This is a genomic window from Mycobacterium sp. (assembly GCF_044370595.1).
Classification (GTDB): domain Bacteria; phylum Actinomycetota; class Actinomycetes; order Mycobacteriales; family Mycobacteriaceae; genus Mycobacterium.
The window spans coordinates 1-5134 of the sequence record NZ_JBILVF010000201.1 but is presented as its reverse complement, the minus strand read 5'-3'; the positions used below and the strand labels follow the sequence as shown (position 1 = coordinate 5134).

Here is a 5134-nt window from a genome sequence, read left to right as displayed (position 1 = left end):
GAGCACGGTCCGCGCGCACGGCCCGCCCTGATCCAGCGACGACGCACACGCCACCAACCCGTAGCGCGAGACGGTGCCGTAGGTGGGCTTGACCCCGACGGTGGCCGTCAGCGCGGCTGGCTGACGGATCGATCCGCCGGTGTCCGAGCCGATGGCCAGCGGTGCCTGGAAGGCGGCCAGTGCGGCGGCGCTGCCACCGCCGGAACCGCCCGGGACACGGTCGACGTCCCACGGGTTGCGGGTGGGGCCGTAGGCGGAGTTCTCGGTGGAGGAGCCCATGGCGAACTCATCCATGTTGGTCTTGCCGAGGATCGGGATGCCGGCCTGACGGATCCGGGCGGTGACCGTCGCGTCATACGGCGACATCCAGCCCTGCAGGATCTTCGAGCCGCAGGTGGTCGGCATATCGGTGGTGGTGAAGACGTCCTTAAGCGCCAGCGGCACCCCGGCCAGCGGCGACGGCAGGTCCGCACCGGCGGCCACCGCGGCGTCCACCGCGGCGGCGGCGGCCAGCGCCTGCTCACCGGCCACGTGCAGGAAGGCGTGGTAGCGCTCATCGGTGGCGGCGATCTGATCGAGGCAGGCCCGGGTGACTTCGGTCGAGGAGATTTCCTTGGCCGCGATTTTGGCCCCGAGGGTGGCGGCGTCCATCCGGATGACCTCGTCGGGCGGGGTGCTCACGCCTCCTCCCCCAGAATCTGCGGAACCGCGAAGCGCCCCTCATCGGCGGCCGGCGCCTCGGCGAGGGCCTGCTGCTGGGTGAGGCTGGTCTGCACGACATCGGCGCGGGTGACGTTGACGTTGCGCAGCGGGTTGCCGGTGGGCGCGACGTCGGTGACGTCGACGGCCTGAATCTGGCTGACATAGCCCAGGATCGCGTCGAGTTGGCCGGCAAAGCTGAGCAGTTCGTCGTCGGTCAGCGCCAGGCGGGCCAGCTTGGCCAGCCGCGCCACCTCGTCGCGGGAGATCGCGGGGGAACTCTGGGACACGGGGGCTAAGCCTAGCCGCAGGGGTTGGACGGATTCCGGCTCAGTTCGCCCGCAGACCGGTGATCGCGAACCGCTCGATGGCCGCGTAGTGCCCGCCGGTGGACACCACCACGGTGACCGCGCCGGGCGCGGCGCCCGAGACCGGCACCGAGACCGACCACGGCGAGCGCTGGCCGCCGGCCGACAGGCAGCAGGACTCCCCGATCAGACCGGACAACTGCCTAGCCTGGACGTGCAGGCTCTCATCCACCCCGCTGATGATGCCGCCGACGGCGAGAACCGGCGTCACCGGACTGCCATAGGCCGGGGAGTCGAGGGTGAGTTCGGTGTCCTCACTGCCGACCACCTCCCAGGGCGCGTCGGCGGCCGGACCCAACCGGGCCAGATGCAGGGTGGCCACCGTGATCGACTGACCCCGGGGGTCGGCCTGTCCGACGCCGACCCAGGCCTCCCGCGGTTGCACGCTCGCGGTGGTGGTGCGGTCCAGATCGGTGAATCCGAGGAACTCCCGGGTGAACTTCAGGGCAGTCGCGGCCGGGTCGGCATGCCACAGCGAATCGCCGATCGGCCTGCTCTCCGCCAGCCAGGTGTCGGCGGCGGCCTGGTCGGGGAACGGCCACAACGGCTGGTAGGGAAAGGTGTAGTCGCCGGGGGTGGGCGTGCCTCCCGCCGGAGTGGCGGGCACGCCGACGAGCATCAATGCCGCCACCCCGGCGGCGGCCAGCAGACGCCGCATACCGCGATGGTAGCCGCCGCTTGAACGAGAACAGGCTGGCGCCGGGCCGCGCTCGGCCGACATGCCCGCCGGGGTGCCCTGTGCGAGAGTTGGCGGGTGCGTTCCTATCTGATGCGGGTGCAGCTTGAGGACCGGCCGGGCAGCCTGGGTTCACTGGCCGTGGCGCTCGGGTCGGTGGGGGCGGACATTTTGTCGTTGGACGTCGTCGAGCGCGGCTCCGACCCGGACACCCACTGGGTGATCGACGACCTGGTGGTGGATCTTCCGGCCGGGGCGATGCCGGACATGCTGATCACCGCCGCCGAGGCACTCAACGGGGTCCGGGTGGAAACCATCCGGCCGCATACCGGTCTGCTGGAGGCCCACCGCGAACTGGAACTGATCGACCACGTGGCGGCCGCCGCCGGCCGGTCGGCGAAGCTGCAGGTGCTGGTCGACGAGGCGCCGCGGATCCTGCGGGTGGGCTGGTGCACCGTGGTCGAACACACCGACGCCGGCCCCCGCCGCCTCGTCGGCAGCCCCGGCGCGCCGGAGACCCAGGCCGCGGACACCCCGTGGCTGCCGATCAGCCACGCCGCCGCGCTGGACGCCACCGAGGAGTGGGTGCCCCGGCTATGGCGGGATATGGACACCACGCTGGCCGCCGCCCCGCTGGGGGAACCTCGCACCGCGGTGGTGCTGGGACGCCCCGGCGGGCCGCTGTTCCGCCCGTCGGAGGTGGCACGGCTGGGGTATCTGGCCGGGATCGTCGCCACCCTGCTGCGTTAGGCCCCCCTGCCGCGTTGGTCCCCCTGCCGCGTTGGGCCCCCTGCCGCGTTAGGCCTGTGCCGGTTCGGCGGGCGGGCCGTCGTTCAGCAGTGCGCGGAATCCCTCCTCGTCGAGGATCGGCACCCCGAGTTCGACGGCCTTGTCGTACTTGGAGCCGGGTGCGTCGCCGGCCACCACGAACGAGGTCTTCTTCGACACCGATCCGGCGGCCTTCCCGCCGCGGGCGATGATCGCCTCCCTGGCCTCATCCCGGGAGAAGCCGGTCAGTGCGCCGGTCACCACGATCGTCAGACCGGCGCAGGTAGGCGCGATGCCGGTGTCACGTTCATCGGCCATCCGCACCCCGGCGGCGCGCCACTTCGCCACGATCGCGCGGTGCCAGTCCACCTCGAACCACTCGCGCAGCGCCGCGGCGATGGTGGGCCCCACCCCCTCGACATCGGCCAACTGCTCCTGTTCCGCGGCCATGATCGCCTCCAGGCTGCCGAATGCTCCTGCCAGGGCACGCGCCGCCGTGGGGCCGACGTGGCGGATGGACAGCGCCACCAGGATCCGCCACAGCGGCCGGTCCTTGGCTTGCTGAAGGTTGGTCAGCAGCCGGGTGGCGTTGGCGGAGAGCTTGCCGTCCTTGGTGCGGAAGAAGTCGGCCGTGGCCAGGTCGTCGGCCCTCAGGGAGAACAGGTCACTCTCATCGGCAATGACCCCGGCCTTCAGCAGCGCGATCGCGGCCTCATAGCCGAGGCCCTCGATGTCCAGGGCGCCGCGGCCGGCGATGTGAAACACCCGCTCGCGCAACTGCGCCGGGCAGGATCGCGAGTTGGGACAACGGATATCGACGTCGCCCTCCTTGGCCGGGGCGAGCAGGGTGGCGCACTCCGGGCAGTGGCTGGGCATGACGAATTCGCGTTCGGTGCCGTCACGCAGGGCGACGACGGGGCCGAGGACCTCGGGGATGACGTCACCGGCTTTGCGGATCATCACGGTGTCGCCGATGAGCACGCCCTTGCGTTTGACCTCCGAGGCGTTGTGCAGGGTCGCCAGGCTCACCGTCGACCCGGCCACGCGCACCGGATCCATGAAGGCGAACGGGGTCACCCGGCCGGTCCGGCCGACGTTGACCCGGATGTCGCGCAGTGTGGTCTGCGCCTCCTCGGGTGGGTACTTGTAGGCCACCGCCCAGCGTGGCGCACGGGAGGTGGCGCCCAGACGGCGCTGCTGGGCCAGTTCATCGAGTTTGACCACCACGCCGTCGATCTCGTGCTCGATCTGATGACGGCGCTGCCCCCAGTAGTCGATCCGATCCCGCACCGCAGACAGACCCTGCACCCTGCTGGTGTGTGCCGACACCGGCAGGCCCCAGGCCTTCAGTGCGGCGAAGGCGTCGTGCAGGGTGGCCGGCGCGAAGCCCCCGGTGTGCTCGGCGTAGCCCACGCCGTGGCAGACCATCCGCAACGGCCGCCGGGCAGTCACCCCCGGGTTTTTCTGCCGCAGCGATCCGGCGGCGCTGTTGCGCGGGTTGGCGAATGGCGGCTTGCCGTCGGCCACCAGGCTGGCGTTGAGATTCTCGAAGTCGGCAAGCATGAAGAAGACCTCACCGCGCACCTCCAGAACTCCCGGAATGGGGAAATCGTCTGCGGCCGTGAGGGTTCCCGGAATGTCATCGATGGTGCGGGCGTTGAGGGTGACGTCTTCGCCGACCCGGCCGTCGCCGCGGGTGGCGGCGCGCTCCAGCCTGCCGTTGCGGTACACCAGGGCGATTGCGACCCCGTCGACTTTGAGTTCGCACAGGTAGTGCGGATCCGGTCCGATCTCGTTCTCCACCCGCGCCGACCAGGCCAGCAGTTCCTCGGCGTTGAACACGTCGTCGAGGCTGAGCATGCGTTCGAGGTGTTCGGCGGAGGTGAATTCGGTGGCGAAGCCCGCCCCGCCGACAAGTTGAGTCGGTGAATCGGCCACCCGCAGTTCGGGATAGCGTTCTTCGAGCCCGAGAAGTTCGTTGTACAACGCGTCGAAGTCGGCGTCGGAGACGACCGGCGCGTCTTTGATGTAGTACCGGAACTGGTGCTCGCGCACCTCTTCGGCCAATTCCTGCCAGCGGCGGCGAACCTCCGGGTCGAGAGGATCGTGTTCGGCAGCCACCTTGGTGAAGCTACTTACGCCCGGGCAGCTTCATCACGGTCTGGACCATCGGGAACAGCGACTTCTGCCACAAGGTCTCCGAAATGCCGAACGGCGGATCGAGATTGAGAACCCGCGCCGTCGCGATGGTCTGCGCCTCGGTGTATTTCAGAAGTCCCTCCGGACCGTGCCGGCGGCCGACACCGGATGTGCCCATCCCGCCCATCGGAGCACTGAGGCTGCCCCAGGCGAAGGCGTAGCCCTCGTTGACGTTGACCGTCCCGCAGTGCAGCCGGGCGGCGATCCGCTCCCCTTCGGCATCCGATCCGGCCCATACGCTGGCGTTGAGACCGTACTCGGTGTCATTGGCCTTCGCGATGGCCTCCTCGACGTCGGCGACGGGATAGATGGCGACCAGTGGGCCGAAGGTCTCGTTGGCGTAGCACTCCATCTCCGGGGTGACACCGGTGAGCACAGTCGGCTCGTAGAACAGCGGTCCAATGTCCGGGCGAACCTTGCCGCC

6 protein-coding genes are annotated in these 5134 nt (G+C 70.0%); 1 reads left to right on the top strand and 5 read right to left on the bottom strand.

Going from position 1 to position 5134, the window contains the following annotated elements:
- From ADBZ5N_RS17330 to ADBZ5N_RS17320, 3 genes are all read right to left on the bottom strand, one after another.
- Nucleotides 1-651 (bottom strand): amidase family protein (locus tag ADBZ5N_RS17330; protein WP_526259568.1); only part of this gene is annotated, 651 nt, incomplete at its 3' end.
- Nucleotides 652-677: 26 nt separating this feature from the next.
- The gene (gatC, locus tag ADBZ5N_RS17325; RefSeq protein WP_526259566.1) at nucleotides 678-968 is read right to left on the bottom strand and encodes an Asp-tRNA(Asn)/Glu-tRNA(Gln) amidotransferase subunit GatC; all 291 of its coding nucleotides are present in this window, start codon (nucleotides 966-968) and stop codon (nucleotides 678-680) included.
- Nucleotides 969-1029: 61 nt separating this feature from the next.
- Nucleotides 1030-1725, bottom strand: coding sequence for a hypothetical protein (locus ADBZ5N_RS17320; RefSeq protein WP_526259564.1), 696 nt, complete (start codon nucleotides 1723-1725; stop codon nucleotides 1030-1032).
- 96 nt (nucleotides 1726-1821) lie between these two features.
- Between ADBZ5N_RS17320 and ADBZ5N_RS17315 the strand changes: the two genes are divergently transcribed.
- The gene (locus tag ADBZ5N_RS17315) at nucleotides 1822-2493 is read left to right on the top strand and encodes an ACT domain-containing protein (RefSeq protein WP_526259562.1); all 672 of its coding nucleotides are present in this window, start codon (nucleotides 1822-1824) and stop codon (nucleotides 2491-2493) included.
- A 48-nt stretch (nucleotides 2494-2541) separates the two neighbouring features.
- On the opposite strand, the gene ligA is transcribed toward ADBZ5N_RS17315, so the two are convergent.
- The gene (ligA, locus tag ADBZ5N_RS17310) at nucleotides 2542-4632 is read right to left on the bottom strand and encodes an NAD-dependent DNA ligase LigA (protein ID WP_526259560.1); all 2091 of its coding nucleotides are present in this window, start codon (nucleotides 4630-4632) and stop codon (nucleotides 2542-2544) included.
- 10 nt (nucleotides 4633-4642) lie between these two features.
- Nucleotides 4643-5134: aldehyde dehydrogenase family protein (locus ADBZ5N_RS17305; protein WP_526259558.1), on the bottom strand; the 492-nt coding region annotated here is incomplete at its 5' end.